The organism is Pseudomonas sp. CFBP 13719, assembly GCF_014842095.1.
In the GTDB taxonomy this organism is placed as follows: domain Bacteria; phylum Pseudomonadota; class Gammaproteobacteria; order Pseudomonadales; family Pseudomonadaceae; genus Aquipseudomonas.
Window position 1 is genome coordinate 95,027 of record NZ_JACYVB010000006.1, and the last position, 25,658, is coordinate 120,684.

Genomic DNA, 25,658 nt, shown 5'->3' on the forward strand with positions numbered 1-25,658 from the left:
CGGCGTCGGCCCAGGTAAGACGGCGCCACTGCTGCCAGAAACGAAGCAGCTGCAGGCCACTGATTCAGCGGCCTGGCAATACATAAGTGTGAAGATGCACGATTCGACCCATTGGTCACACGGGTATTGTGCCATAGGCGGTAGGAAATGGCGCGCGGCGGGGTTGTGGTAGACGGGGCCTGCGCCCCGCCGATCAGAGTTTGTTGAACAGACTCAGCTGGGAGATCTTCGCGAAGGCCAGCTGCGAAGCCTGCAGCATGGTCTGTTGCAGACTCAAGGTCACCGATGCAGTGGCGAAGTCGGTGTCGGAAATCGCCGACTGCGTGCTCTTGTTGGCCAACGCCAGGCTGACGTTCTCGTCGTTCTGGATAGCCAGCGAGTTGAGCCGCGCACCGATCTGCCCTCGGGAGATGTCGATGTTCTCGTTGGCGCTGGCCAGGTTGCCCAACGCCGAGTCGGTGGCGTTCTTCAATGCCAGCGCAGACTTGGCGTCGGTCACCGGTATCTCCAAAGCGGACTTGAGCTGGTGCAGCGTATCCAGCACGTTCTGAGTCTTGTGGCTGTTCGCATTGACACTGAAGCTGTCGCCGGCGCCAGCTTGGCCCGAAATATTGAAGGTGACCCCCGCCGCCGTGATCGAGCTGCCAGCGGCACCGGCAACCACTGCACCCTTGCCGATGGCTTGGCTGGAATCGGTCAGCGGTTGGGCGTAGACCTCGAATTCGCTGTCGCTGGTGAACTTGATCACTGCCCCGCCAGCCGGGAAAGCTGCGGAATAGCGCTCGGTATCGACCACGTTCGCACTGGTCAGCTGCGCGGTCGAGGTGTTGGCTGCGCTGCGGGTGGAACTGATGCTGTCCGGCTTGCTGCCCAGGCTGAACGTGCGCCCTGCCATGTCGGCATCGGCAACGGTGCCCAGCGCGCTCTGCTTGGCCGCCACGTCGATGTCGAATTCCACACCGTACAGGCTGATAGTGGTACCACCGTCGGCCTTCGGGTCGAAGGTGCCGTTGCCAGTGACCTGCGAGGTCACATCCTGGTTCTTGCTGTTGGTGAGGGTGAACTGGGTGCTGCTGGTGAACGTCAGCTTGTACGGCTGGCCGTCGGTGAACGCCTTGTTGTAGGTAGTCAGCGACTCGAGACGGCCATCGGACACGGTCACCAGGCCGTCGTCGACCACCGGTGCGGTCATGGTGGTCTGCGTGCGGCTGGTGTTCACCGCCGTTTCCAGGATGCCGTAGCCGGTGTCGTTGGTTGCCAGTTGCAGGGTATCGGACACCTGCAGGCTGAGCTGGGTCTGGTCGCCCTGGTAGGTATAGCTGCCGTCGCTGTTCTGCACATAGGGCGGCGTGCTGGTCTTGGAACCGGAGAACATGTACTGGCCGTTGGCGTCCTTGGTGTTGAGCAGGCCAAGAACGTTCTTTTCGATCTCGCCGATTTCGCTGGCGATCGAGGTGCGGTCGGCATCGCTCAGGCCGCCGTTACCGGCCTGGATGGTCAATTCCTGCGCGCGCTGCAAGGCCGTGGTGATGCTGTCGAGCACACTCTCTTCCTGGGTCAGCGAGTTGGTGACGCTGGTCATGTTGCCGCTGTACTGGGTCAGCAAGGTGCTCTGCTGCTGCAGTTGCAACAGCTTGGCGGCGCCGACCGGATCGTCACCGGCGCTCTGAATGCGGTTGCCCGAGCTGATCTGCGCCTGGGTCTTGGCGGTGTCCGAGAAATTCTTGGAATAGCCGGTCGCGCTGGTCTCGAAGTACTGAGAAGTGGAAATTCGCATGGTCGACTATTCCTTAGAGGGCGTTGATCAGGACGCTGAATGTTTCCTGCGCAGCCTTGATGATCTGCGAGGACGCCGTGTAGTACTGCTGGAACTTCACCAGGGAGGCGGCTTCGTCGTCCAGGTTGACACCCGATACCGAGTCGCGGTTGGTCTTGGCCTGGGTCAGCACGGCACCGGTGGCCTTGGTGTCGACGGTGGCCTGGCTGGCCTTGGCGCCAACCCGCTCCACGAGCGACGCGTAGGCACTGGTGAAGCTCATGCCGGGGTTGCCCGCTGTAGCCCCAACCGTGGCCTTGGTCTGCAACGCCAGCAGTTGCGTGGCATTGCGGTTGTCGGATTTGCCATCGGCATTGAACGACACGGTGTAGCTGTCATTGACCGCAGGCGTGCCGCCCACGGTGGTGTCGAAACTGAAGGTGAGCTGCTTGCCGTCGGCGCCGTTGACGGGCTTGCCGTCGGCACCCACCACGGGCACGGTCAGGCTCAGGTTGTTGCTTTGGCCAGGCACGATGGTACCGCTGCCGATACTGGTGCCTGACGCGTTGAACAGACTGTAGCTCTGCGCGCCGTCGGTGGTCTTGCCGAACACCAGTTTGACCGGCGACGAGGTTTCAATGCCGCTCTGCAACTGGCTCAGGGCCGTGCCACTGTAGATGTCCAGCTTGCTGCCCAGCACCGGCTGGGTAAAGGTGCCGGTGCCCGAGTTGCCGACGGTCGCCGTGCCGGTGAGCGGCGCGGCGAAGGCCAGCTTGTTCGAATCGGTCAGCGTGGTGGTGATAGCGCTCGCGCCGCTGCGCGTCGGCGTCACGACGAAGCTGTCGCCGCTGGCAACCTTGCCGTTCAGGCCCAGGGTGACACCGTCGATCACCGGTGCCGGGGTGGCGCCCAGGTCGAAGCTGCCCATCGACGTGCCGTCCGAACGGGTCACGCTGTAGGCGGTGGTGCTGCTGAACTTGACGTTGTAGTCGTAGATGCTCAGCTTGCTGGAGTCGGCAACGGTAACGCTCAGGTTGCCCGAACCTGCGCTGTTGGTGGACGCCGCCAGACTGCGGTTGGCGGTTGCGGTGGCGCTGTTGATGCTGGCGAACACCGACGAACCGAAGTCACCGTTGAGGTCGATACCCCTGCCCAACTGGCTGTTCAGGGTGTCGCTCACGACAATGGCGGTGCGCCCCAGCTCGTTGATTGCCGGGTTCAGGGCATCGCTGCGAAAGCGCAGCAGGCCGCCGATCTCGCCGCCGGTGGTGACCGAGGTCACGTCGGTGCTGTAGCCCTGGTACTGGATGGTCAGGCCATACTGGCTCTTGTCGGCCACGCCGGGGGTTGCCACCAGCGAATTGGCCGAGCTGCCGGTCACCAGCGACTGCCCCGAGCCCAGGTAGACATCGTAGTTGCCGTCGCGCTGCTGCACGCTGACACCGACCAGTTCGTTGAGCTGGCGAACGTTTTCGTTGCGCGCATCGAGCAGGCTGTTGGGCGTGGAACCGGTGCCCGACATCTCGGTGATCTGCCGGTTGAGCTCGGCGATGTTGCCGCTCAGCTTGTTCACCTGGCCGGTCAAGGTGGTCAACGACGCATTGATGCTGTCGTTCTGCTGGCTGAACTGCGACGAAATCGAATTGAAGCGATTGCTCAGGGTTTGCGCCTGGGTCAGCAGCAGTTGCCGCGACGAGGTATCGCTCGGGTTCGCCGCTGCAGTCTGCACGGCGGAAAAGAAGCTGCTGAGCACGGCGCTGATACCCGTGCTGCCATCGGACAGCAGTTTGTCGATGCTGTTGATCTGGGTGCTGTACGCGCTCGCGTCGTTGCTCAACGCAGTGCTGGTCTGCAGTTGGGTATCCATATAGCTGCTGTAGATACGGCGCACGTCGGAGATCGTGGTGCCGGTGCCCAGATAGCCCACGCCGATGTTCTGCAAGCCACTGGCAGTGTTCACCACCGACTGCCGGGAATAGCCCGCAGTCGCGACGTTGGCGATGTTGTTACCGGTGGTCGCCAGGGATGCCTGGCTGGACGCCAGACCGGACAGCCCAATGGAGATCAGATTCGACATGGGTTCAAACCTTATAGATTCGTGGTAGCGCTGGTGCTGCTGCGAGCGTAGGTCTCATAGCCTTGCATCTGCTTGGCGATCGAAGAGATCTTGCTGGCGTAGTTCGGGTCGGTGGCGTAGCCGGCCTTCTGCAGTTCCTTGACGAATTGTTCGGGGTTGTCCGCGGACTTGACCACGCCCTGGTAGCGATCGTTGTTCTGCAACAGGCTGACCAGGTCGTGGAAGCTGTCTTCGTACGAGGTGTATGAGCGGAAATCGGCGGTTTCCTTGACCATCTGGCCGTCACGGAATTCGCTGGTGATCGCGCGGGCGTTCTCGCCCTTCCAGTTGCCGGTGGCCTTGATGCCGAACAGGTTGTGGCTGCTGCTGCCGTCGTCGGCGCGCATGATCGATTTGCCCCAGCCGGTTTCCAGCGCCGCCTGGGCGACCAGCACCTTGGGATCGACACCGATGCGCGCAGCGGCTTTTTCGGCCATGGGCAGCATGGTCGCGATGAACTCGTCGGACGAGGCAAACGCGCGCTTGGCCGGGGCCAGGGGCGGCTGGGCGACGCTCTTCGCCAGGCTGCTGCCCTCGACCGCAGCGCCGCTGCGCACGGTCTTGGCCAGGCTGTTGAGCGGTGCATCGGCCGCAACGTTGATGAGGTTCTTGCTGCCACTGGCAGCCCCTGCTTCGGTGGCCGCCGAGGGCACGATGCCGGCCACCAGACGGTCGGCAAGCTTGCTCGGCAACGACAGCCTACGCTGGTTGAGCAAGGCCATGTCGTTGTGACCAACGCTGCCGGCGGCCTTGGCATCGGCCGAGGCGTCGCGAGTGGCGCCCAGCGGCTTGTTGAGGCTGTTGTCGGCATGGGCGAACGGATTCGCGCCGGCACGGGCCACGCCCTTGGTCTTGGACAACTGGCGCATGAGCACGTCCTGCAGGCCGATGCCGCCACCCTCCTTGGAGAGGGTCACGGACAGCTGCTGGTCGTACATCGACTGGTACTGCTTGGTGGTTTCGGTGTTCAGCGGGTTGTCCTTGGCCAACACGTCATTTGCCGACCGCATGGACTTGAGCATTTCACCGAGGAACAGCGACTCGAATTCCTGGGCCACCTTGCGCAGGTTGGCCTCGCTGTCGCGATCCCCGACTTTCAACGAGCTCAGGCGATTGAGGTCTGTGTAAGCCCCCGAATCCCGTGTTCCCGATACTCCGCCATTCGGCATTTCCATCAGCTGTTACCTCAAATCACGATCAGGTCGGCCTGCAATGCGCCGGCCTGTTTCAGGGCTTCGAGAATGGCCATCAAGTCACCGGGCGCAGCCCCCACCTGGTTGACCGCGCGGACGATCTCGTCGAGCGTGGTGCCAGGGCCAAACTTGAACATCGGTTTGGCTTCCTGCTGGGCGCTGACCCGAGAACGTGGCACCACCGCCGTTTCGCCACCGGACAAAGGCCCTGGCTGGCTGACGATCGGATCTTCGGTGATGGTCACCGTCAGGCTGCCGTGGGTCACTGCCGCAGGCGATACCTTGACGTTCTGGCCAATCACGATGGTGCCGGTGCGCGAATTGATGATCACCTTGGCCACCGCCTGCCCTACGTCGACATCGAGGTTCTCGAGGATCGACAGGTAGTCCACGCGCTGGCTGGGGTCGACCGGTGCAGTGACGCGCACCGAGCCCCCGTCAATAGCCTGTGCAACTCCCGGGCCAAGAAGCTCGTTGATCTTGTCGACGATGTGCTTGGCGGTCGTGAAGTCCGAGCGGTTGAGGTTCAGCGTCAGGCTGTTGCCCTGATTGAAGCCACTGGGCACGGCACGCTCGACGCTGGCACCGCCAGGAATCCGTCCTGCCGACGGCACATTGACGGTGATTTTCGACCCATCGCGGCCTTCGGCGTCAAAACCACCGACGACCAGGTTGCCTTGGGCGATGGCGTAGACGTTGCCGTCGATACCCTTGAGCGGGGTCATCAACAGGCTGCCACCGCGCAGGCTTTTCGAGTTGCCGATGGACGACACGGTGATATCGACCACCTGCCCCGGCTTGGCGAACGCTGGCAGGTCGGCATGGATCGACACGGCAGCGACGTTCTTGAGCTGCACGTTGCCCGAGCCCGGTGGCACCTTGATGCCGAACTGGGAAAGCATGTTGTTGAAGGTCTGCAGGGTGAACGGCGTTTGCGTGGTCTGGTCGCCGGTACCGTTGAGGCCCACGACCAGGCCGTAGCCGATCAGCTGGTTGGTGCGCACGCCGGAAATGCTGGCGATGTCCTTGAGGCGCTCGGCCTGAACGCCGAACGCGGCGGACAACAGCAGGGCAGCGGCGATCAGGTGTTTGAAGTTGAGCATGGACGGGCGCACTCAGAAAGGAAACAGTGGGCTGGCGAAGAACCGGTCGAACCACCCCGGCTGACTGGCCTCGGCAAACGACCCGGTGCCCGAATAGGTGATGCGCGCATCGGCTACCCGCGTCGAAGACACGGTGTTGTCGGTGGCGATGTCATCGGCGCGGACCAGGCCGGAAATGCGCACCAGCTCTTCGCCGGTGTTGAGCGTCATCCACTTCTCGCCGCGGACCGAGATGATGCCGTTGGGCAGCACGTCGGCCACCGTGACCGTGACCGAACCGGTCAGGCTGTTGTTCTGCGCTGCTGCCGCGGTGCCGTTGGTGGCGCGGGTGCCGCTGTAGCCTGCGTTGAGGCTCAGGTCGCCACTGCCCAGTGGGTTGTTGGTGTTGACACCCGCACCGAACAGCGAGGTCAGGCCCAGGCTGTTGTTGCTGTCCTTGCCGACCTTGGAGTTGGCGCTCTTGCTGGCACTGGTCCGCTCGTTGAGGGTAATGGTGATGATGTCGCCCACGCGGAACGCCTTGCGGTCGCTGTACAGGTTTTGTTCGAAGCCGGCCTGGTAGATGGAGCCGTTGTTGGCGGCGGCAGGCATCGGTGTGCGCGGCAGCACCGGGGCGTAGTACGGGTCGTTGGGCTTGGCCGGCGGCGCGACGCAACCGGTCAGCAAGGCCATTCCACTCAGGGCAAGAACAATCGAGACACGACGCATGACACAGACCTCACGGTGTAGCCGGCGCACGCGGCGCCCAGGTAGCTTGGGGGTTACGGATGGACCCGGGTTACAGGTTCTGGGTCAGGTTCTGCAGCATTTGGTCGGCGGTGGAGATGACCTTGGAGTTCATCTCGTAGGCACGCTGGGTCGTGATCATGTTGACCAGCTCTTCCACGGTGCTCACGTTGGAGTTTTCCAGGGTGTTCTGCAGCACCGTGCCCGCTCCGTTCAGGCCTGGCGTTGCCACCTGCGGCGCGCCGCTGGATGCGGTTTCCAGGAACAGGTTGCCACCGATGGCCTGCAGGCCGGCCGGGTTGATGAAGTCGGCGGTCTGCAGGTTGCCGATTACCTGCGAGGCGGCGTTGCCGGCCGTGGTGATGGACACGGTGCCGTCGGTGCCGACGGTGAAGGTCTGCGCTTCGTTGGGAACGACGATGGCAGGTTCCAGCGCCAGGCCCTGGGCGGTGACGATCTGGCCATCGGAGTTCAGGTGGAAGGTACCGTCACGGGTGTAGGAAACGGTGCCATCAGGCTGCATTACCTGAAAGAAGCCACGACCGTTGATGGCCATGTCCAGCGGCTGATCGGTGGTCTGCAGGCTGCCGGCGGTGAAATTCTTCTGGGTGCCGACGATGCGCACACCGGTACCGACCTGCAGGCCCGAGGGCAGTTCGCTGTCCTGGGTCGACTGGGCGCCAGGCTGACGTTTGATCTGGTAGAGCAGGTCCTGGAATTCGGCGCGATCGCGCTTGAAACCCGTGGTCGACACGTTCGCCAGGTTGTTGGAAATCGTGGTCAGGTTGGTGTCCTGAGCCTGGAGGCCGGTCTTGCTGACCCATAGTGCTGGAAGCATGTGTCTTCTCCTGGAGCGCCTGGTTTACGGCGCGATCGCTACGCTGGAATTAGATTTGCAAGACCCGGGCCATGGCCTCGTCGCCTTCTTTGGCGGTGCTCATCATCTTGATGTGCAGTTCGAACTGCTTGGAGAGCGCCAGCACCGAGGTCATTTCCTCGACCGCATTGACGTTGCTCGCTTCCAGGAAACCGGACTCGACGCGGACCGCAGCGTCGGCAGGTGCCGGTTGGCCACTGGAGGTGTGGATCAGACCGTCCAGGCCCTTGGTCAGGGTTTTCACGTCCGGATTGACCAGCTTGATGCGGTCGACCTGGGCCATGACGTTGGGGGCCTGCCCCAGACCACGAATACTGATGGTGCCGTCCATGCCGATCTCGATTTTCTCGTCGGGCGGCACGGCGATCGGGCCGCCGTTGCCCATGACCGGCAAACCATTGCCGGCGCGCAGCACTCCGAGCGCGTCGACGTTCATGCTGGCCGTGCGGACGTAGGCTTCGCCACCGTCGGGTGTCTGTACGGCGATGAAGCCGTTGCCGCCCACCGCGACGTCCAGATCCCGGCCGGTTTCCTGCAGCGCGCCGCCACTGAAATCGGTGGCCGGACGTTCGGTCAGGGCATAGGCCCGCGAAGGAAAGGTGTCGCCGAACACCGGCATGGAACGCGCCTGTTCCAGGTCACGCTTGAAGCCGGTGGTGGAAATGTTGGCCAGGTTGTTGGCATGCGCCTTCTGCGCCAGCGCGTTCTGGCTGGCACCGGTCATTGCCACATAGAGCATCTTGTCCACAGTTGTCTCCCTCGACGGGCGAATGCCGTCTACTGCTGTACTGAGAGAGGTAGAGCAATATGCGGGCCAACTTTACCAATACAGCTACAGCCCTTCTAGGACGGGGCTTGCAGCGGTTCGGCCGGAGCGGACTGAAAGCTTGACGCCGAAAAGTCGGCGCCGGATTGCCGCTAGCGGCAACGGGAGAATGGATTTACGTCACGACACCAGGCCAAGGCTCGACGGTGCCGCCTTCAACGACGGCAGCCGGCGTTGCTGAACGGCCCGGCGAAGCGACGGTAATGCGGGCCAGGGTCTACCTGACTGCACAGGTACCGGCCGCTCGCCAGGCTCTGGTAGGTGTACCAGGGCGCGGGCGCCGCCACGGCCATCGCGCAGGTTGCGGCGACGGCCAGGGCTGCACACAGGCACCGAATCACTGCCCTGCCCTCATCAGGTCATCTGGATGATGGTCTGCATCACGGTGCTTTCGGTGGAAATGGTCTTGGCGTTCGCCTGGTAGTTGCTCTGCGCCTTGATCAGGTTCACCAGCTCGGCCGTCAGGTCGACGTTGGAGTCTTCCAGTGCCTGCGATTGCAGGTTGCCCATGACGCCGGTATCGGGCGTGCCGATCACGGCGGTACCGGAAGCGAACGACTCCTTCCAGTTGGTGCCGCCGTTGGGCGCCAGACCCTGCATGTTGGCGAAGCTGGCCATGGCCACCTGGCCGATGACCTTGTTCTGGCCGTTGGTGAAGTTGGCGAACATGTTGCCCGTGCCGTCCACCGACAGACCGGTCAGCTCACCCGTGGCGTAGCCGTCCTGGGTCTTGGCCGAGGTGGCCGATGCCGAGTTGTATTGCGTGGTCGCCAGCATGTCCAATGCCACGCCACCGGCATTGGCCGTCGCACCGTTGGGCGTCCAGGTGCCATCGGCGCCACGGGTGGAAGGCACCCAGCCGGCCAGGTTGAAGCTCTTGTCGGCATTGATGCCCAGGCCACCGGGCACGTTGCCCTGAGCGGGCACGATGAGGCTGCCGTCGGACTTGAAGCTCAAGGTGTTGACCAACGGCGTGGTGGCGGTCGGATCGGACGGATTGCGCCCGTCGATGGTGGTGTGCATGGTCCAGCTGTTGGCCGTGGCATCCTTGACGAAGTACTGGTTAATCTGGTGGGCGTTGCCCAGGCTGTCGTACACATCGGTGTTGAACGTGTAGTTGTAGCTCTTGACGTTGCTCGGGTCGAACGGCGTGATGGTTGCCTGCGGAGCGCTGGAGTTGAGGTTGACGGTTTCGGCGATCTTCGAGGTCGCCTTGGGCTGCAGGTTCGCAGAGTCGATTTTCAGATTGGTCAGCACGCCCGTCTGCACCACGCCGTCCTGGGCATTGTAGCCCTGCAGGTTGTTGCCGCTCACGTCGACGACGTTGCCGTCCTTGTCGCTGTAGAAGGCACCGGCACGGGTGTAGAGCTTCTGGCCGCCATCGTTGAGCACGAAGAAACCGTTGCCGTTGATCGCCAGGTCGAGGCTCTGCCCGGTCGAGGCGATGTTGCCCTGGGTGAACTGCTGCGACACGGCTGCGGTGGTCACACCACTGCCCACGCTGGTCTTGCCGGCCGTGGCGCGAATGGACGCGGCGTACTGGTCGGCGAATTCCGCGCGCGAGGATTTGAAGCCGGTGGTCGCGACGTTGGCAATGTTGTTGCCGGTGACGTTGAGCGCCTTGTTGGCTGCCGAAAGACCGCTGAGGCCGATATTGAAAGTCATGCTGTACTCCTGCGCCGAACGAAGCGGCTCAAATTCCGATGGTTTGGACTTTCGACAGCGCAACGCTACCCAGTCCAGCGAGGTTGAGGGTCAGTTCACCGCCGTTGGTGCCCATCGTGACGCTGTTCACCGTGGCTGGAAGGTAGGTGCTCATGGCCGTGGCGGTACCGTCGACGGTGGCTGCAGCCTTGAAGGTGTAGGTGCCGGCAGCGGCAACCGCGCCGTTGCTGTCCTTGCCATCCCAGGTGAAGGCGGCGTTGCCGGCGGACTGACTGCCCAGATCGATATTGCGCACCAGGTCGCCTTTGGCGTCGTAGACGCCGACCGTGGTATTGCTGCTCGACGAGGTCAGCGCCACCGAGCCGGTGAGGCCCTTGGTGGGGTCGACCACGGCGGTGTCGGTCTGGGCAATGACCGAGCGGCCGACCAGCGACGAGGCCTGCAGCGCCTGGGACGATTGGTAGTTGTTGACGATGGTGCCCACCGACGCATTCAGGCTCTGCATGCTTTCCAGGCTGCTGAACTGCGCCAGTTGGGCAACGAACTCGCCGTTGTCCTGGGGATCGAGGGGGTTCTGGTTCTGCATCTGGGTCACCAGCAGCTGCAGGAACGCGTCCTTGCCCAACGCACTGCCGGCGGTGCCGGTCGAGCTGTCGGTGCTGCTGGTGGTCTTCTGCAATGAGTCCAGGACCGAGGCGCTCACGCCGTTGTTAATGCTGGTAGTCGTCATCTGCGCTCGCCTCTATCACTGACCCAGGGTCAGCACCTTCTGCATCATGGTCTTTGCGGTGTTCATCAGTTCGGCGTTGGTCTGGAAGGAACGACTGGCCGAAATCATGTCGGCCATTTCCTCGACCACGTTGACGTTTGGGTAGTAGACGTAGCCATCCTTGTTCGCAGCCGGGTGGTTGGGCTCGTAGCGCGCTTCCAGATCGCTCTGGTCTTCGACCACGCCGGTGACCTGCACACCCTGCCCTGCCGAGTCCTGATCCTGGAACAGCGAACCGCTGTCACCGGCCTGCTGGCCCTGGAGCATGGTGGCGAACACCGGGTGCCGCGCGCGGTAGGTCTGGTCGATGCTGGACGATACGGTTTCGGCGTTGGCGATGTTGCTCGCCACGGTGTTCAGGCGCGTGGTCTGCGCGCTCATGCCGCTACCGGCAATGTTGAAGACGCTGGCAAGGGACATGGCTTAATCTCCGCGAAGGGCCGATACCAGCCCTTTGAACTTGCTGTTGAGCAGGGTGAAACTGGCCTGGAAGTTGACCGAGTTCTCGGCGTAGTTCGACTGCTCGATCTGCGCATCGACGGTGTTCTGGTCCAGTGAAGGCTGGGTGGAGATGCGGTACTGCAAGGTCTCGTCGCCGGAGCTGAAGCCCTGGGCGGCGATGTGCTTGCTGCTGGTGGTCTGCAGGCCGAAGGCACCTTTGCCGTTCTGCTCGTTCTGGGCTGCCAGCACCGAGGCGAAGTCCAGGTCCCGAGCTTTGTAGTTGGGGGTATCGGCGTTGGCGATGTTGTTGGCCAGCACTTCGGCGCGCTTGGCGCGAAAGCCCAAGGCCTGCTCGTGAATGCCCAGCGCTTTGTCGAAACTGATGCTCATGTTGGTACCTATGCGGCAGACCAGATGGTTCGTGCAGGACAGATAGCAATCAGTGTGCCAAGTCTCGAAAAGCCCGTCCCATGCGGGTTGCGGGCCTGTCAGGCGGTAGGTGATGCCAGAAAAGCGGCAAGAAATTTCCGCTGGAGGGGAAAAGCGGCAACGCTGGCGCCAGAAAAATTGCCGCCCGTGCGCCTTGTTCGCACGCCTCGGTAAAGGAGGCGCGCCAGGCGCAAGATCACTTGGCCTGGTAGATAATGCCGGGGCTGCACTGCACCATCTGATACAGCTCGGGCAAGCCATTCAAGGCTTCGGATGCACCCAGGAACAGGTACCCGCCCGGCTTGAGGGTGCCATGGATACGGGTAAGGATGTCTTTCTTGACCTGTGCGGAAAAGTAGATCAGCACGTTACGGCAGAACACGATGTCGAACTTGCCCAACGCCGCATAGCTGTCGAGCAGGTTGAACGCACGAAACTCGACGCGACTACGGATGGGCGCCTTGACCGCCCAGCGGCCTGGTGTCTTGGGGTCGAAGTAGCGCTGCAGGCGCTCCTGGGAAAGGCCGCGGCCGATTGCCAGGCTGTCGTACTCGCCACTCTTGCAGTTAGTCAGCATGCTGCCGGACAGGTCGGTGGCAACGATCTGCACACCCGATTTCAGCTGTCCCAGGTTGCTGCGCTCGAACTCGTCGATGGTCATCGACAGCGAATAGGGTTCCTGGCCGGACGAGCACGCCGCCGACCAGATGCGCAGGCGCGCACCGGGGCTGGCCTTGATGCTTTCGGGCAGGACTTTGTTCTTCATCACTTCGAAGGGATAGGTGTCGCGAAACCACAGGGTTTCGTTGGTGGTCATGGCATCAACCACCTGCTCGCGCAGACCGCTGCGTGGCTGGGTCTGGATACGCTGCACCAGTTCGCCCAGGGACTTGATGCCCTGCTGCTCCATCAGCTTGTTCAGACGGCTGGCGACGAGGTACTGCTTGTTCTCGCCCAAGAGAATGCCACAGGCTTTTTCCAGGAAGACCCGGAACTGATCAAAATCCAAATTACCCGTAGACACGGTGCCGCCTCTTGCTGGTTCGGTAGGCCGGGCGCAGGCGCCCGGCATTCATACTGCTGCCTTGATGCGATCGACGACCCGTGCCGCCAGGTCGTCGGGGCGGAACTTGGCGAGGAAATCGTCGGCGCCGACCTTCTTGACCATGGCCTGGTTGAACACCCCTGACAACGACGTATGCAGAATGATGTGCAGCTTCTGCATGCGCGGGTCGCTGCGGATCTCGGCGGTCAAGGTGTAGCCGTCCATCTCCGGCATCTCGATGTCGGAGATCAGCATGAGGAATTCCTCTTCCGGACGCTTGCCTTCGTCGACCATCTTGCGCAGGTATTCCAAGGCCTGGCGACCGTCGTTCAAGGCCACCACTTCAACCCCCACGGTCTGCAGGCAACGGGTCACCTGCTTGCGCGCCACCGATGAATCGTCGACGGTCAACACGCGCAGGGACACGGCCTTTTTGTGGGTCTCCTCGTCCACCACGCCAACCGAAATCGCTTCGGAGGTCGGCGCCACTTCGGCGAGGATTTTCTCGACGTCGATGATTTCCACCAACTGGTTATCCACGCGGGTGACGGCCGTCAGGTAGTGATCGCGGCCAGTGCCCCTGGGTGGCGGATGGATCTCCTCCCAGTTCATGTTGACGATACGTTCCACCGAATGCACCAGAAAGCCCTGAATCTTGGTGTTGTACTCGGTAATGATGACGAAGGTATCGGTGGACGCCACAAGGCCCGCAGCGCCCGTGGCCATGTCCAGATCAAGGATCGGAATGGTCGCGCCGCGAATGTTGGCCACGCCGCGAACCACCGGATTGGACTTCGGCAATACCGTCAGTTTGGGGCATTGCAGCACCTCTCTGACCTTGAAGACGTTGATCCCGTAGAGCTGCTTGCCATTGAGGCGAAACAACAGCAGCTCCAGGCGATTCTGCCCAACCAGCTGCGTGCGCTGGTTCACCGAATCCATTACACCCGCCATGCCCAAACTCCTCTTGCGACCCGCTCGATATCGGCACGGGCCTTGCTATTAGCACTGCATGAACGCAAAAACGACAGTTTCTCGACACATCGCCGCGTATTTCTTCTGGGCCGTTGCCACGGTGGGTGGCGCGGTGCTCGGCAGTGCGGCGCGCGCCGACAATGTCACATTGCCCGAACAGCTTATCGGTGTCACCCAAGGTTTTCTTGAGTTCACTGTTGAAGATTATCTGGCGACCTCGCAAATCCAGGGCCGCTACGAGATCGAAGTGAACAACCTCGACCCGCGTCTGCGCATGCCCGGTTGCGACCGGCAGCTGTCGGCCACCCTGGAAAGCCCGGCGCAACCGATGGGCCGGGTGACCGTACGAGTGCGCTGCGAAGGCGCTGCGCCGTGGACGGTATTCGTTCCGGCGCAGGTCCGGCTGTTTCGCGAGGTGGTGACCACCACCCGACCGTTGAAGCGCGACAGCGTGTTGACGGAGGCCGACGTGGCGTTGCGCGAACGCGACGTCGGCGCGATGGGTCAAGGCTTCCTGGTCTCGCTGGACGAGGCCGTGGGCATGAAGCTGATCCGACCGACGGTGATCGACCAGGTGCTCACGCCGGTATTCCTCGAGCAACAGGCCCTGGTGCTCAAGGGTGATCAGGTGGTGATCATTGCCCGCAGCGGCACCCTGGCGGTCCGCATGCCGGGCGAAGCGCTGGCGCAGGGCGGCATGAGCGAGCAGATACGCGTACGCAACCTGAACTCCAAACGGGTGGTCAAGGCGCGCGTGACCGGGCCTGGACAAGTGGAAGTGGCGATGTAAAAGCTGGCCGGCGAACCGGAGTTTTCCTACACTAGGGGCCTACACGGGCCCGTAGCCGCGGCATCGGGCATTTGCGAAACAGCGCCTAAAGTTAATCGGGATTTGGCCGAAAACAAGGCAAGCGTCCAAATACCCAGAGGTTCAGAACAATGGTTATCGACTTCAACCGAGTGGGCAACTCGCCGTCAGTGCAGGGTACTTCGCGTACCAGCGCTGCCAAGGAAGTGGCCGCCGACACGGCCGTGCCAAGCACGCCCGCCGTGAAGAGCGGGGAACCGGTCACCTTGAGCGATCAGGCCCAGCAAATGCAGAAAATCACCGACAAGCTGAGCGATCAGCCAACTGTCAACAGCGCCCGCGTCGCCGAGCTCAAGCAGGCTATCGCCGAGGGCAGCTATAAAGTCGACAGCGAGCGCGTTGCCAGCAAAATGCTCAATTTCGAAGCCCAGCGCTAGACCAGTCTAGGCGCCGGGGTTTCTGGACGCGTCAACGCCAGGGCTCACCATGCACGATCAAACGCTGTTGCAGCTGATTGAAGAAGACCTCCCGTACGCAGGGCAGCTGCTCGAGCTGCTGCGCGACGAGTCGCAGGCGTTGCAGAGCCGCGACATGGAGCTTCTGGAAACGATTCTGGCGCAGAAGCAGTCTTTGATCGTGTTGCTCGAGCAGAACGGACGCCGACGCAGCCACCTGCTCATGCAGCTCGGCCTGTCCGCCGATCGCGACGGCCTGCAGGCGCTGGCGCGCCAGTCGCACCTGGGCGATGCGTTGCTGGCCCGGGGCGATGCGTTGAGTCAGTTGCTTGCACAGTGCCAGGCCATCAATGCGCAGGTGGGCCAGGGCATCGTGCGTCAGCAAGTGGCGACTGCCAACCAGATCCGCATCCTCACTGGCGCCGAGCCACCGTCGCTCTACAACAGCCGTGGCTCGACCGCGCGAATGGCCACCTACCGCGCCCTCAGCCAGGCCTGACTGCGTGTTCCCCGGAGTAGACCAGAACGTGTCAAACGCATCGAACGTGGAAGACGCCCCGCAACCGCCCAAGGTGCTTGCAACGCCCCTGGAAGTCGCCGCCAACTTGCGCATGCTTCAGGAAAGCCACGACCCGCTGATCATCACGTTTCACGAGCGCGCTCTGCGCTGCCAGAGTTTTCTGGTGGAAGTGGACCGGGACAACCTGCGCATCGTCCTCGATGAAATGATTCCCCGCGAAGGCGAGAAATACCTGGAAGCAGGTGAAGGATTCAAGGTCGAAGGCTTTCATGACGGCGTGCGCGTTGCCTGGGAAAGCCATGGCAACTGGACCATCACCCAGAAGCAGGGCAGCCGCTGCTATGTCGGCGCGCTGCCCAGCCAGGTGGTCTATCACCAGCGACGCAATGCCTTTCGTGCCGCGCTCAAGCTTTCCCAACTGGTTGATGTGGAAATAGCCGGCAGCCGGCTAAAAAGCACCCTGGTGGGCAAGCTGCTGGATATCTCGGCCCATGGCTGCAAGCTGCGCTTCGAGGGCGACATCGCCGAGCGGTTGCAGTTGGGGCAGATCTACGAGCGCTTCAGTGCCGGCCTACCCTTCGGCGCCATGAATACGGCGGTCGAGCTGCGCCATCTGCATTTCGAAGAGCGCATCGACACCACCTTCGTCGGCGTGCGCTTCCACAATATTCCGGGGCTGATGCAGCGGCAGCTCGAGCGCTTCGTGCATCAATTGCAACGCGACGCACAGCGCTTCGACCGGGACGACTTCTGAACCCAGGCCGCGCCTCGAGCGCGGCCTGGCGGCACGCTAGCCGGCCTTGGCGGGTTCTTCGTCGGTCGGCTCGGTGTTCTGCATCTGTTCCTGCACCATGTGCTCATCCACCCGCGGGTCCAAAGCTGCGGCCAACGGCGAGTTGGCGGCCGGCATGGCCACGTGATGCAACGGTGCGTCGTCCACGACGTGCAGGTTGGTCACTGCCTTCGGCCGGATCCGCCATACCAGCACCACGGCGAAGAAGCTGAAGAAGGCATACAGCATCTGGCTGCCGAACTGCTTCATCAGCACCCCTGCCACCAATGGGCCGATACAGGCGCCCACACCGTAGGTCACCAACAGCATGGCGGTCAGCGAGACCCGTCGATCGGCCTCGACGTGGTCGTTGGAAAACGCCACGGCCAGTGGGTACAGCGAGAACTGCAGCAGCGACACCAGGAAGCCGGCTGCGAACAGCACCTCCAGCGGCACAGCTGGAATCAGCGCCAGGGGCAATGCGGCGACGGCGATACCGACAGCCACGCAGCGGATCAGCAGCGCACGGTCGTAACGGTCCGACAGCCAGCCCAGCGGCCACTGCACCAGTAACCCGGCGAAAATGCACGACCCCATGAACAGGCCGACCTGCTCCGTGCTCAGGCCTTGCGCCGAGGCGTATAGCGGCGCCAGACCGTAGAACGAACCGACGATCAGGCCTGAGCCCAGCACGGTGCTCAGTGACTGCGGCACGCGACTGATGAAGAAGCGTGGCTCCATGGGCGCCGGGTGCATGGGCGCCGGGTGAATCCGACGCGTCAGGGCCACCGGCACCAGGCACAGGGCGAAGCACAGCGCGACCAGCATGAGCAGTTCCAGGCCCAGTTGCGGATGCACCACCAAAATCAGCTGGCCCAGCACCAGGCCCAGGTAGGAAGCGATCATGTAGCCGCTGAACACCGCACCGCGTTGCTTGCTGTCGGCCTGCTCGTTAAGCCAGCTTTCGATCACCATGTACTGGCACATCATGCCCAGACCGACGATGACCCGCAGGAACAGCCAGGCTGGCAGGTAGTTGACCAAGCCATGGCCCAGCACCGCAGCGCCGACGATGCCGGCGCAGGTGGCATAGGCACGGATATGGCCAACACGGGCGATCAACCTGTGACCGATCTTGCCGCCCAAAGCCAGGCCGAAATAGTTGGCGGCCATCAGCGCACCCACCCACAGGCTGTCGACCTGCTCGGCCGACAGGCGCAGGGCGAGGTAGGTACTCAACAAGCCAGAGCCGATCAGCATCATCAGTGAGGCGAAATACAGGGCTCGAAAGTTTTTCCAGATTTGGCGCATTGCAGGTCCGCGGTAAAGGGTGTCGGAACGATCAGTTCACAGGCGACGCCCTTTTCCACCACCCCGGTTGAGCGCGGCGGGGAAAAATCGTCACCTGCATGCAAGCTGTTGCAGGGTCAAGCCTGGGCCGCCAGCACCCGGCGTTCCCAGGGCGTGATTTCGTCGAAGAAACTCGCCAGCTCCAGGGTCTTGGTCGCAATGTAGCCTTCGATGAACACATTGCCGAACAGTTCCCTGGCCAACGGGCTGCGCTTGAGACGCTCCAGGGCCGCATGCAAGGTACATGGCAACGACAATTCTTCCGGCACGGCCAGGTCGCCCTGCATGGGCTGCGAGGGCTCGAGCCGGTGCTCGATGCCGTGCAGGCCGGCGGCGAGGCTGGCGGCGATGGCCAGGTAGGGATTGGCATCGGCGCCGGGCAGACGGTTCTCGACCCTGCGTGCGCAGGCAGCGCTGGCCGGTATGCGCAGCCCGGCGGCGCGGTTGTCATGGGACCAGCAGGCATTGTTGGGCGACGCATAGGGCTGACACAGGCGCTGGTAGGAATTCACGTTGGGTGCCAGCAGCGCCGTGAAATCGGCCATGGCCGCCTGTTGTCCGCCGATGAAATGACGGAAGGTGTCGGTGGGCTGGTCATGGGCATCGTTGAACACGTTCAGGCCGCTGTCCAGCGCCACCACGCTCTGATGAATGTGCATCGAGCTGCCAGCCACCCGCGCCAGCGGCTTGGCCATGCACACCACGCTCAGCCCATGCTTGAGCCCGACTTCCTTGAGCAAGTGCTTGAACAGGAAGGTTTGGTCGGCGAGCAGCAGCGGATCACCATGCAGCAGGTTGATCTCGAACTGGCTGACGCCCATTTCGTGCATCACCGTGTCGCGCGGCAGCCCCAGCGCTGCCATGCTGCGATAGACCTCGTTGAAAAAAGGCCGCAAGCCGTTGTTGGACCCCACGCTGAACGCACTGCTGCCATCCTCGCGTCGGCCATCCAGCCCGATCGGCGCCTGGAACGGCAGTGACGGGTCGGGATTGGCGGCGAAGACGAAGAACTCCAGCTCGGTGGCCACCACCGGCGCCAGGCCCAAGCGGGTGTAGCGTGCCAGGACCGTTTTGAGCAAACCCCGCGTCGACAGCGGCGAGTACCCTCCCGTCAGTTCTTCGGCATCGCACACCACCCAGGCACGGGGCGGCTCGCTCCAGGGCAGACGGTGCAAGCGGCTGAGGTCAGCCACCATCGCAACGTCACCATCGTCAGCCCCGTAGTAGCAACTGGGCGGGTAACCGCCCATGATGCATTGCAGCAGCACGCCGCTGGCCAGTTGCAGACGACGACCCTCCAGGAAACCCTCCGCCGTCATGACCTTGCCTCGCGGTACGCCATTGAGATCAGGTGTGACGCATTCGATTTCATCGACACCGCTCAGACGCTCGGCGAGCGTACGCAGTCCTTCGCTACTCATTTCTCTGTCCTTGGCACTGAATGCCGCACGCGGCGATGTGCACAAAATACGCAACGCAGCCGGCGCGTGACAAGCCATCCGCAGGAAGCGTTGCGAACAAGTCGCTTGCCGATAGCGTAGCGCCAGTACACAGTGTAGTGACTTGGATCCAGGCAGCTCGATGCTGCGCCTTGTTCGTCGGCTCGGCGAACAGCAGGAATGATACACATGGACGTTTTGGCTGCACTGTTTCACCCGCTTGAACCGCGTCTTCTCATGCTTTGCAGCGATACCTCACGGACCGACTCGCTCGAGCGCTATCTTCGCCACCTTTCCCTGCCCGTCGAGGGCCTGCAGCCGGACTTGCAGCCGACATTCGACTACGAAACGAGCCGGCACAAGGCCATTCTCGTCGAGCCTGGCCGTGGCGAACGACAACAGGGCGTCCGCTGGGTCGACGATATCCGTCGCGGCAACAGCTGGGCGTCGGTGCTGGTCGCCCTGACCGGTGCCGACCCGGCCATTCGCCAGGCCTACCAACACGCTGGGGCCGACCACGTGCTGCGATTGCCGGGCCCGGAGCAGGAGCGCGAAGCCTTCTATCTCGCGCTGTTCCAGAACCCCGACTACTGGAATCTGGCCCCACCGGTGCTGGATCCCGTACGTCTGTGCCTGGAAGACCCGACGCGCCGCCTGGACCTGACCTTTGTGCAGGTTCAGGTGGTTCTGGCGCTGTTGTACGCCCCCCATCACCAGCTGAGCTTCGACGACTTGGCACAACTGCTGGGGCTTAATGTGCGCACCTACGACGTACGGGTGGTGGAGAAATTCGTCAGTCGCCTGCGCAGCAGCATTCGCCAAGCCTTCGGCACCAATGTCATCCAGAGCGTCCGCGGCACCGGCTACCGCCTGAGTCGCGGCTGCATCTCGCCCCCGCCCATCGCCTTTCGCTGAAAATCGCTTTTCGTCAGACCGATGGCCGTTGGCGATTTTTTCAAAGCGTACTAGCCTTGAATCGATAGGGAATTTGGATCCAGCACCACGTTTTGAAGGAACGACCCCATGCCTACGGACCTTGGCAACAAATATTCTTCCGTCTATACCCAGCTTTATACGGCCCATCAAACAGCGGATGACGCGCAGCTCGCACACGGCCGCTGGTGGTTCAACGACATCGACCGAACCCTGACCCAGAACGGTATCAGCGTGGCCTTGACGCGCACCGAGTGCTCGCTGCTGAGCCTGCTCGCCTTCAGCAGCGAGCGAGTGGTCAGCAAGGAAGCGCTGATCGCCGGGCTGGGCAAGAACCCCAGTCAGTACAACGGGCTGGAAATGTCCTTGAGCCGCCTGCAAAGCAAGTTTGGCCAATGCAGCGGTGGTGAGCGTCTGATCCGCTCGGTACGCAACCGCGGCTACTGCCTGGCTCAGGTGGTGCGTTCGGCGTATTGCCCGAGCTGGAAATCGCCGGGGAGCCAGGCTGCCGAGCCCCCCTGCTCTTCCTAGCGTTCGCGCAGGGCTTCCTTGGCCCTGTTCAGGGGTTTTATCAAATAGTCCAGCACCGTCTTGTGGCCCGTGGTGATGTCTACCGTGGCGATCATGCCGGGGACGATGGCGAATTTCTTCCCAGCCTTGTTCTCCAGCGAGTCGGAATCGGTGCGGATGAACACCCGGTAATAGAACACCTCGGGTTTCACTTCATCCTGGATGGTATCGGGCGAGATGGTCACCACCCGACCGTCGAGCCCGCCGTAGATCGAATAGTCATAGGCGGTGATCTTTACCTTGGCTTGCTGATCGGGATGAATGAAGGCGATATCGCGGGGCGAAATTCTCGCTTCGATCAACAGGCGTTCGTCCAGCGGCACGATCTGCATCAATTGGCCATTGGGCGGCACCACGCCACCGATGGTGGTGACTTCGATGTCCTTGACGATGCCACGCACGGGCGAGCGCAGGGTCAGGCGCGACACCGAATCGGAGCGGCCCTTGAGCACGGCGGTCAGGGTTTCCACATCGGCATTGGCCTTGGCCAGCTCCTCGCGAGCCCGCACCATGTAATCGGAACGGGCTTCGGTGAGCTTGAGCTCGAGTTCAGAGCGCTGCCGATTCAGCCGCAGTACTTCCACCCGGCTGGCCGCGCCGGTTCTGGCCAGGTTTTCGGTGATCTGCAATTCGCTGCGCACCAGCCGCAGGGATTCGTTGATGCCGGCCAACGAGTCATCCAGGCCACGCCGGCGAACGTTGTACAGTTCGGTTTCGGCCTTGAGCAGAGCCGGGTAGGCGTCGAGCTCGGCCGGGAATTTAAGGGGCTTGAGGCCCACTTCGGCCTGCAGGCGGGCGACACTGGCCAAGGTCGCGCGGTATTTCGCCGCGCTCTCGCCGAAGTTGGATTCGGTCTTGGTCGGGTCCAGCTGCGCCAGCACCTGACCGCGTTCGACGATCGCCCCTTCGGTCACGTTCATCTCGGCCACGATGCCGCCTTCGAGCGACTGGATCAGCTGTTCCCGCGAGCTGGGAATGACTTTGCCGGTGCCGGTGGAGACTTCCACGACCTCGAAGAGGAATGCCCAGACGAAGAACGCCAGCAGCATCGCCACCGCGACCCACACCACGCGGGTCGCACGCACCACGGTGGAGTCGTCGACACCGTCCTGGTAATACGACTGGCCCGGCGCACCGTCTTCGCTGAGCAGCGGGATGCGCTTGAATTCACCGGAGCCCAGCACCTTGAAAGACTTGCCTGTATCCATTGCCCTGCCCTCCTTCATTGAGCCGCGCCCTTGGGACGCGACAGTCTGGCGATGGCGTTTTCCTTGGTGTCGTCGATCACCACCTGACCGTTGTCGACCACGATGATCCGGTCGACCAGGGCCAGCACACTGGTGCGATGGGTGGCAACGATGATCGTGCGGCCCTGGCCCCAGGTCGCCAGGTTCTGGATCAGCCGGCGTTCGGTGGTTTCGTCCAGCGACGCAGTGGGCTCGTCGAGCAGCAGGATATGCGGCTGGCGGATCAGCAGACGTGACAGCAACAGCGATTGGCGCTGACCACCGGACAGGCCGAGGCCGCCTTCGAGAATCAAGTGATCCATGCCGGTCGGGCACTGGCGCACGAAATCCAGCGCGCCGGTGATTTCCAGTGCAGCGATGATCTCCTGATCCGACGCTTGCCCGGCACCCATGATCAAGTTCTCGCGCAGGCTGCCGTGGAACAGCCGCGAGTTCTGCGTAAGCAGACCGATGTCGCGGCGCACGTCGGCCGGGTCGATATGGCCCAGGGCAACGCCGTCGAGGCTGATGCTGCCGCCGCTCAGGTCCAGGCCGCCGGCCAGGGCCTGGAGCAAGGTCGACTTGCCGGCACCGTTGCGGCCAAGCACGGCGATGCGCTCGCCCGGAGCGATGCTCAACTCGTTGACGGTCAGTGCCGGGGTACGTGCTTCCTCGCTGTACTTGAAGCTGGCGCGCTTGAGCTCGTAGCGCCCGCCGATCACCGGCAGGTGCACGCGCTGGGCACCTTCGGGGTGATCGACCGGCAGCAGCATCAGGCGGTTGAGCCCTTCCAGGGCAACCTTGGCCTGCTGCCAGCGCGTCAGCACATGGGTCAGCTGCGAGACCGGCGCCATCATCCGCGAGGCCAGAATCGAGGCCGCCACCAGGCTGCCGGTGGTGAGGTCGCCGGCGATCACCATGGGCGCGCCGAACACGATGACAATGGCGAACACCGCGCTCTGCACGTTCTGCGTCCACGCCACCAGGCCGTTGGTCAAGGTGCGCAGGCGCAGGCTGCTGTCTGCCGCCACGGCGTTGTAGTGGTTCCATTGCTGCTGGAAGCGCTGCTCGGCCTGCAGGCTCTTGATGTCGTCCATGCCCTGCACGGTTTCGACCAGCATGGCGTTGCGCAGCGCTGATTCACGCATGGATTCGTTGGCCAGCCGCGCCAGCTTGCGCTGGGCCATCAGCCCCGGCACCACCATGGCCACCAGCGCGCACAGCGGAATCAGCACCAGCGGCCCGCCGATCAGGTAGAACACCACCAGGAAGATCAGGAAGAACGGCAGGTCGGCCAGTGCCGTGGCAGTGCTGGAGGTGATCAGGTCACGCAGCGATTCGAGTTCGCGCAGCTGCGAGATGAAAGAACCGGTGGACTTGGGCCGCGCCGAGTTGCGCAGGCGCATCGCGTGGCCGAAGACTAGGTCGCTGACGCGCAGGTCGGCGCGCTTGCCCAACAGGTCGGTGATCTTCATGCGCATGATGCGCATGATGAAGTCGAAGGTGATCGCCAGCAGCACGCCGCCGAACAGCACGTACAGGGTGGGCAGCGATTCGGCCGGGATCACCCGGTCGTATACCTGCATGGAGAACAACACCCCGCCCAGACCAAGGATGTTGGCCACCAGCGAGGCCAGCATGACGTGCCCGTAGGGCCTTAGGTCGCGCAGCACGATCTTGCGGAACCAGTGCTCGTCGTAGGGTTTGATGTAGTCGTTGGTGCGCACGTCGCTGACCGGCCGGGCCGGACGCAGGATCACCGTGCGCAGGGCGTTGTCGAGCAGGGTCTGGCGGTCGATGCTGCTCTGCAGCCCTTGGTCGCCGCTATAGGCGATGCCGATCTGCTCGTCGTCGCCGAGCACCTGGATGATGCCGACCTGGCCGTCCTTGAGCTGCACCACCAACGGCGTGCGCCACTGGGTCAGGGTGCTCGGGTCGTAGCGGGCGAACTTGATCGTCAGGCCCGCCTGCCGGGCCATCTGCCGCAGGACGTCCTCGACGCTGGAATCGTCGGCACGCAGCGATGCGATACGCACGTTTTCGGCCGAGCATTCCAGGCGGTAGTGGCGCGCCACACCGAGAATCGCGTCGAGCCAGACCCGGTAGTCCTGGCGCGAGAAGGTTTGCGCGGGTTGTACCGATTCCGCGTCCAGGGGCAGGTTCACGGCATCGTTCATGGCAGTATCTCCACGCCTTGGATGGTGCTCTGATCGATCCGGTAGGCACTGCGCAGGGCGCCGGTGCTGTACAGGCAGTCGACCTGCAGGCGACGCAGGTCAGCCTCGGTGTTGGCCAAATCGAAGCGCGACTGGTGAATCTCCTGTTCGGCGTTGAGCAGGTCCAGCAATGGCCGCGTGCCCAGCTCCAGGTATTGCTGGCCGTACAGCTCGCGGGCTTCGGAAATGCTGCCCTGGCGCGACTGCAGCGAGCCGAGCCGACGGTCCAGGCTGGCAGTTTGCGCCTGCGCTTCGAACAAGCCTTGGCGGGCCTGCAGGCGAGCGGCATCTTCGGCCGAGTCGGCGGCAGTCAGGGCATAGGTGGCTGCGGCGGTGCGCGCGGTGGTGGCACCACCCTGGTAGAACGGCACGTCGAGGTTGATGAAGATGCCTGCCTGGGTACGGTCGATATTGGAATTGTTGCTGTTGTAGTTGCTGTCCAGGTAGTGGTTCAGCGTAGGGTCGACCGACAGCGTCGGCAGCCCATCGGCGCGGGCCTGGCGAATGGCCGCCTGGGCCTCGACCCGTTGCGCGTTGGCTACCAGGATGCCTGGCAAGGCGTTCATGTCCGGCTCTGCAGCGTTGCAGGAGGCCAGCAGCGACGGCGGAAAGTCGTCGTTGACGTCGAACGGCGCAGCGCGTCCGACCAGGTTGATCAGGTTGGCTCGCCAGCGGTTGTACAGCGCCTGATACTGCAGCAGGGTGGCACGCGCGCCATCTTCACGGGACCTGGCCTGGACCACGTCCGAACGCGTCGCGGCGCCCATGTCGCTGCGCTGGCGTGCCAGCTCGGCAATGCCGGCGATGCCCTTGATCTGCTCGCGAGCGACCTGCAGCAGGCGTTGATAGCGCTGCACCTCGATGTAGGCCTGGGAGGTGTCGCGTGCCACCTGATCGATGCTCAGCAACACCTGCGCCTGACTGCGCGCGACGCGGGCCTTGGCAACGTCGACCGCACTGTCGACCTTGCCGAAGTCGTAGAGCATCTGCTTGAGCGAGATGTTCACCGCCTGGCTGGTGCCATTGCCGCTGTAGGAACTGTCGAGACCGCCACGCAAGCCACCGGTGATCCGTGGATAGTAGCCGGCACGCGCCACATTGATGCCCTCGCCCTGCTGGTACAGAGTGCCGATCGCTTCACCGATGCTCGGGTGCCACTCCACGGCCAGGCGGACAGCCTGGACCAGGCCCAACTGGGTGCCGGAGGCCGGCGCGGCCAGATCGGAATCGTCGAGCCTGGCCCCCGCCGCCGTTGCACCAGACGCAATCGCAGGCCTTGCGACAGTGCGTGGATGCGGCCGAGCGGTCTGCTCGGGACGGGTTTCCAAGCGGCTGGGGCTGATGACCTTGAGCCCGGGTTCGAGGGTGTCCGCGGCATGTGCCGGCAGGCTGTAGAGCGGTGTGATGCCCAGTGCCAGAACGGCCACCGAAATATGCGTTGCCAAAGA

Annotated in this window: 25 protein-coding genes and 1 pseudogene; 6 read left to right on the forward strand and 20 right to left on the reverse strand. The window is 63.1% G+C overall.

Annotated features, from left to right (window positions below):
* Positions 1-193: 193 nt before the first annotated feature.
* The 15 genes and pseudogenes from IFT57_RS18660 to IFT57_RS18725 all read right to left on the reverse strand — a co-directional run bounded on the left by IFT57_RS18660 (position 194) and on the right by IFT57_RS18725 (position 13,900).
* A complete protein-coding gene (locus tag IFT57_RS18660; protein WP_192152283.1) occupies positions 194-1,777 on the reverse strand; it encodes a flagellar hook-associated protein 3 in 1,584 nt (527 codons plus the stop codon).
* 13 nt (positions 1,778-1,790) lie between these two features.
* Complete coding sequence (gene flgK, locus IFT57_RS18665; protein WP_122794841.1) at positions 1,791-3,833, reverse strand: flagellar hook-associated protein FlgK; 2,043 nt, start codon at positions 3,831-3,833, stop codon at positions 1,791-1,793.
* Between the two features lie 11 nt (positions 3,834-3,844).
* Entirely contained in the window at positions 3,845-4,537 is a 693-nt protein-coding gene (gene flgJ, locus IFT57_RS27305) for a flagellar assembly peptidoglycan hydrolase FlgJ (RefSeq protein ID WP_446731216.1), read from the reverse strand.
* A pseudogene (locus tag IFT57_RS27310) lies at positions 4,517-5,047 on the reverse strand (rod-binding protein); the annotation flags it as partial. The gene flgJ and the pseudogene IFT57_RS27310, both read right to left, overlap by 21 nt.
* 11 nt (positions 5,048-5,058) lie before the next feature.
* Positions 5,059-6,168, reverse strand: coding sequence for a flagellar basal body P-ring protein FlgI (locus IFT57_RS18675; RefSeq protein WP_122475937.1), 1,110 nt, complete (start codon positions 6,166-6,168; stop codon positions 5,059-5,061).
* A 12-nt stretch (positions 6,169-6,180) separates the two neighbouring features.
* Positions 6,181-6,876 (reverse strand): flagellar basal body L-ring protein FlgH, encoded by a 696-nt coding sequence (gene flgH / locus IFT57_RS18680; RefSeq protein WP_043186005.1) that lies wholly within the window; start codon positions 6,874-6,876, stop codon positions 6,181-6,183.
* 70 nt (positions 6,877-6,946) lie between these two features.
* Complete coding sequence (gene flgG, locus IFT57_RS18685; RefSeq protein WP_043186004.1) at positions 6,947-7,732, reverse strand: flagellar basal-body rod protein FlgG; 786 nt, start codon at positions 7,730-7,732, stop codon at positions 6,947-6,949.
* A gap of 49 nt (positions 7,733-7,781) precedes the next feature.
* Entirely contained in the window at positions 7,782-8,519 is a 738-nt protein-coding gene (locus tag IFT57_RS18690; RefSeq protein WP_122475939.1) for a flagellar basal body rod protein FlgF, read from the reverse strand.
* A 233-nt stretch (positions 8,520-8,752) separates the two neighbouring features.
* Positions 8,753-8,938, reverse strand: a complete 186-nt coding sequence (locus IFT57_RS18695) for a hypothetical protein (protein WP_122713717.1) — start codon at positions 8,936-8,938, stop codon at positions 8,753-8,755.
* 13 nt (positions 8,939-8,951) lie between these two features.
* Positions 8,952-10,262 carry a flagellar hook protein FlgE gene (flgE, locus tag IFT57_RS18700; RefSeq protein ID WP_192152284.1) on the reverse strand — a complete coding sequence of 437 codons (1,311 nt, stop codon included), beginning with the start codon at positions 10,260-10,262 and terminating at the stop codon, positions 8,952-8,954.
* A gap of 28 nt (positions 10,263-10,290) precedes the next feature.
* Positions 10,291-10,992, reverse strand: a complete 702-nt coding sequence (gene flgD / locus IFT57_RS18705) for a flagellar hook assembly protein FlgD (RefSeq protein ID WP_122475944.1) — start codon at positions 10,990-10,992, stop codon at positions 10,291-10,293.
* 15 nt (positions 10,993-11,007) lie between these two features.
* A complete protein-coding gene (flgC, locus tag IFT57_RS18710; RefSeq protein WP_122713719.1) occupies positions 11,008-11,451 on the reverse strand; it encodes a flagellar basal body rod protein FlgC in 444 nt (147 codons plus the stop codon).
* A 3-nt stretch (positions 11,452-11,454) separates the two neighbouring features.
* Positions 11,455-11,862 carry a flagellar basal body rod protein FlgB gene (flgB, locus tag IFT57_RS18715; protein ID WP_122475947.1) on the reverse strand — a complete coding sequence of 136 codons (408 nt, stop codon included), beginning with the start codon at positions 11,860-11,862 and terminating at the stop codon, positions 11,455-11,457.
* 235 nt (positions 11,863-12,097) lie between these two features.
* A complete protein-coding gene (gene cheR, locus IFT57_RS18720) occupies positions 12,098-12,925 on the reverse strand; it encodes a protein-glutamate O-methyltransferase CheR (RefSeq protein WP_122476757.1) in 828 nt (275 codons plus the stop codon).
* Positions 12,926-12,973: 48 nt separating this feature from the next.
* Positions 12,974-13,900: a chemotaxis protein CheV gene (locus tag IFT57_RS18725; RefSeq protein ID WP_122713720.1), complete on the reverse strand. Its 927-nt coding sequence runs from the start codon at positions 13,898-13,900 to the stop codon at positions 12,974-12,976.
* 58 nt (positions 13,901-13,958) lie between these two features.
* Here IFT57_RS18725 and flgA point away from each other — a divergent pair, with 58 nt between their 5' ends.
* The 4 genes from flgA (at position 13,959) to IFT57_RS18745 (ending at position 16,458) form a co-directional block, all read left to right on the forward strand.
* A complete protein-coding gene (gene flgA / locus IFT57_RS18730; RefSeq protein WP_192152285.1) occupies positions 13,959-14,711 on the forward strand; it encodes a flagellar basal body P-ring formation chaperone FlgA in 753 nt (250 codons plus the stop codon).
* 149 nt (positions 14,712-14,860) lie between these two features.
* Positions 14,861-15,166, forward strand: a complete 306-nt coding sequence (gene flgM, locus IFT57_RS18735) for a flagellar biosynthesis anti-sigma factor FlgM (protein WP_122713722.1) — start codon at positions 14,861-14,863, stop codon at positions 15,164-15,166.
* Between the two features lie 49 nt (positions 15,167-15,215).
* Positions 15,216-15,683 carry a flagella synthesis protein FlgN gene (locus tag IFT57_RS18740; RefSeq protein WP_122794844.1) on the forward strand — a complete coding sequence of 156 codons (468 nt, stop codon included), beginning with the start codon at positions 15,216-15,218 and terminating at the stop codon, positions 15,681-15,683.
* A 28-nt stretch (positions 15,684-15,711) separates the two neighbouring features.
* Positions 15,712-16,458 (forward strand): flagellar brake protein, encoded by a 747-nt coding sequence (locus tag IFT57_RS18745; RefSeq protein WP_192152286.1) that lies wholly within the window; start codon positions 15,712-15,714, stop codon positions 16,456-16,458.
* A gap of 36 nt (positions 16,459-16,494) precedes the next feature.
* Here the strand turns inward: IFT57_RS18745 and IFT57_RS18750 are convergent, their stop codons facing one another.
* Positions 16,495-17,787, reverse strand: a complete 1,293-nt coding sequence (locus IFT57_RS18750; protein WP_122794846.1) for an MFS transporter — start codon at positions 17,785-17,787, stop codon at positions 16,495-16,497.
* A 116-nt stretch (positions 17,788-17,903) separates the two neighbouring features.
* Entirely contained in the window at positions 17,904-19,145 is a 1,242-nt protein-coding gene (locus IFT57_RS18755) for a glutamine synthetase family protein (RefSeq protein ID WP_192152416.1), read from the reverse strand.
* A gap of 309 nt (positions 19,146-19,454) precedes the next feature.
* Here IFT57_RS18755 and IFT57_RS18760 point away from each other — a divergent pair, with 309 nt between their 5' ends.
* Both IFT57_RS18760 and IFT57_RS18765 read left to right on the forward strand, forming a co-directional pair.
* Positions 19,455-20,180 carry a helix-turn-helix domain-containing protein gene (locus tag IFT57_RS18760; RefSeq protein ID WP_122794848.1) on the forward strand — a complete coding sequence of 242 codons (726 nt, stop codon included), beginning with the start codon at positions 19,455-19,457 and terminating at the stop codon, positions 20,178-20,180.
* Positions 20,181-20,288: 108 nt separating this feature from the next.
* The gene (locus IFT57_RS18765; protein ID WP_122794849.1) at positions 20,289-20,729 is read left to right on the forward strand and encodes a winged helix-turn-helix domain-containing protein; all 441 of its coding nucleotides are present in this window, start codon (positions 20,289-20,291) and stop codon (positions 20,727-20,729) included.
* Here the strand turns inward: IFT57_RS18765 and IFT57_RS18770 are convergent.
* Genes IFT57_RS18770 through IFT57_RS18780 form a run of 3 tightly spaced genes read right to left on the reverse strand, consistent with a single transcriptional unit; the run spans position 20,726 to position 25,655 of the window.
* Positions 20,726-21,976, reverse strand: a complete 1,251-nt coding sequence (locus tag IFT57_RS18770; RefSeq protein WP_192152287.1) for an HlyD family type I secretion periplasmic adaptor subunit — start codon at positions 21,974-21,976, stop codon at positions 20,726-20,728. The two genes, IFT57_RS18765 and IFT57_RS18770, sit on opposite strands and share 4 nt — an antisense overlap.
* A gap of 14 nt (positions 21,977-21,990) precedes the next feature.
* Complete coding sequence (locus IFT57_RS18775) at positions 21,991-24,171, reverse strand: type I secretion system permease/ATPase (protein ID WP_192152288.1); 2,181 nt, start codon at positions 24,169-24,171, stop codon at positions 21,991-21,993.
* Positions 24,168-25,655 (reverse strand): TolC family outer membrane protein, encoded by a 1,488-nt coding sequence (locus IFT57_RS18780; protein ID WP_446731211.1) that lies wholly within the window; start codon positions 25,653-25,655, stop codon positions 24,168-24,170. Before IFT57_RS18780 ends, IFT57_RS18775 begins: the two co-directional genes overlap by 4 nt.
* Between the last annotated feature and the right edge of the window lie 3 nt (positions 25,656-25,658).

Bases quoted from the DNA above. Each gene is read 5' to 3' on its own strand.
- IFT57_RS18750 (WP_122794846.1), bottom strand. From the start codon at position 17,787: ATGCGCCAAATCTGGAAAAACTTTCGAGCCCTGTATTTCGCCTCACTG.
- IFT57_RS18725 (WP_122713720.1), bottom strand. From the start codon at position 13,900: ATGGCGGGTGTAATGGATTCGGTGAACCAGCGCACGCAGCTGGTTGGG.
- flgC (WP_122713719.1), bottom strand. From the start codon at position 11,451: ATGTCCCTTGCCAGCGTCTTCAACATTGCCGGTAGCGGCATGAGCGCG.
- IFT57_RS18755 (WP_192152416.1), bottom strand. From the start codon at position 19,145: ATGACGGCGGAGGGTTTCCTGGAGGGTCGTCGTCTGCAACTGGCCAGC.
- flgH (WP_043186005.1), bottom strand. From the start codon at position 6,876: ATGCGTCGTGTCTCGATTGTTCTTGCCCTGAGTGGAATGGCCTTGCTG.
- flgE (WP_192152284.1), bottom strand. From the start codon at position 10,262: ATGACTTTCAATATCGGCCTCAGCGGTCTTTCGGCAGCCAACAAGGCG.
- IFT57_RS18765 (WP_122794849.1), top strand. From the start codon at position 20,289: ATGCCTACGGACCTTGGCAACAAATATTCTTCCGTCTATACCCAGCTT.
- flgA (WP_192152285.1), top strand. From the start codon at position 13,959: ATGAACGCAAAAACGACAGTTTCTCGACACATCGCCGCGTATTTCTTC.
- IFT57_RS18740 (WP_122794844.1), top strand. From the start codon at position 15,216: ATGCACGATCAAACGCTGTTGCAGCTGATTGAAGAAGACCTCCCGTAC.
- flgD (WP_122475944.1), bottom strand. From the start codon at position 10,992: ATGACGACTACCAGCATTAACAACGGCGTGAGCGCCTCGGTCCTGGAC.
- IFT57_RS18660 (WP_192152283.1), bottom strand. From the start codon at position 1,777: ATGCGAATTTCCACTTCTCAGTACTTCGAGACCAGCGCGACCGGCTAT.
- flgM (WP_122713722.1), top strand. From the start codon at position 14,861: ATGGTTATCGACTTCAACCGAGTGGGCAACTCGCCGTCAGTGCAGGGT.
- IFT57_RS18775 (WP_192152288.1), bottom strand. From the start codon at position 24,171: ATGAACGATGCCGTGAACCTGCCCCTGGACGCGGAATCGGTACAACCC.
- IFT57_RS18770 (WP_192152287.1), bottom strand. From the start codon at position 21,976: ATGGATACAGGCAAGTCTTTCAAGGTGCTGGGCTCCGGTGAATTCAAG.
- flgK (WP_122794841.1), bottom strand. From the start codon at position 3,833: ATGTCGAATCTGATCTCCATTGGGCTGTCCGGTCTGGCGTCCAGCCAG.
- IFT57_RS18675 (WP_122475937.1), bottom strand. From the start codon at position 6,168: ATGCTCAACTTCAAACACCTGATCGCCGCTGCCCTGCTGTTGTCCGCC.
- flgG (WP_043186004.1), bottom strand. From the start codon at position 7,732: ATGCTTCCAGCACTATGGGTCAGCAAGACCGGCCTCCAGGCTCAGGAC.
- IFT57_RS18760 (WP_122794848.1), top strand. From the start codon at position 19,455: ATGGACGTTTTGGCTGCACTGTTTCACCCGCTTGAACCGCGTCTTCTC.
- flgB (WP_122475947.1), bottom strand. From the start codon at position 11,862: ATGAGCATCAGTTTCGACAAAGCGCTGGGCATTCACGAGCAGGCCTTG.